General features: G+C 45.9%; 1 protein-coding gene. It reads left to right on the top strand.

The annotated features are described in order from the left end of the window. Nucleotides 1-259, top strand: a 259-nt coding sequence (locus tag H3S94_RS11800) for a hypothetical protein (protein WP_198241187.1), incomplete at both ends; no start/stop codon positions are given.

The following is a 259-nucleotide window of genomic DNA, read 5'->3' as shown; positions in this document are numbered from 1 at the left end:
CGGCTCAAAGCGGCATTTATGTAGCCACATTGAAAGGCACGCTTGCCGGAACTTATAAAATTACACCGAAGGTTTCTTCTGTTGCCGTTGGAACTCTTGAAGCACAAGTGACTTTGACCGCCGGTGATGTCGATACGGGAGAAGGCAATTCCAGCTTTCAATTCGACAAACAGACTATGGAAGCTGGTCAGAATGCAACGCTTACTCTTGTGGCCAAAGATAAGTTTGGCAATCCGATAGACTATGACCCTTCACAATT

Source organism: Bartonella sp. B10834G3 (assembly GCF_016102505.1).
Lineage (GTDB): Bacteria > Pseudomonadota > Alphaproteobacteria > Rhizobiales > Rhizobiaceae > Bartonella > Bartonella choladocola.
The sequence above is the reverse complement of the archived record's forward strand: the minus strand, read 5'-3'. Positions and strand labels throughout refer to the sequence as shown.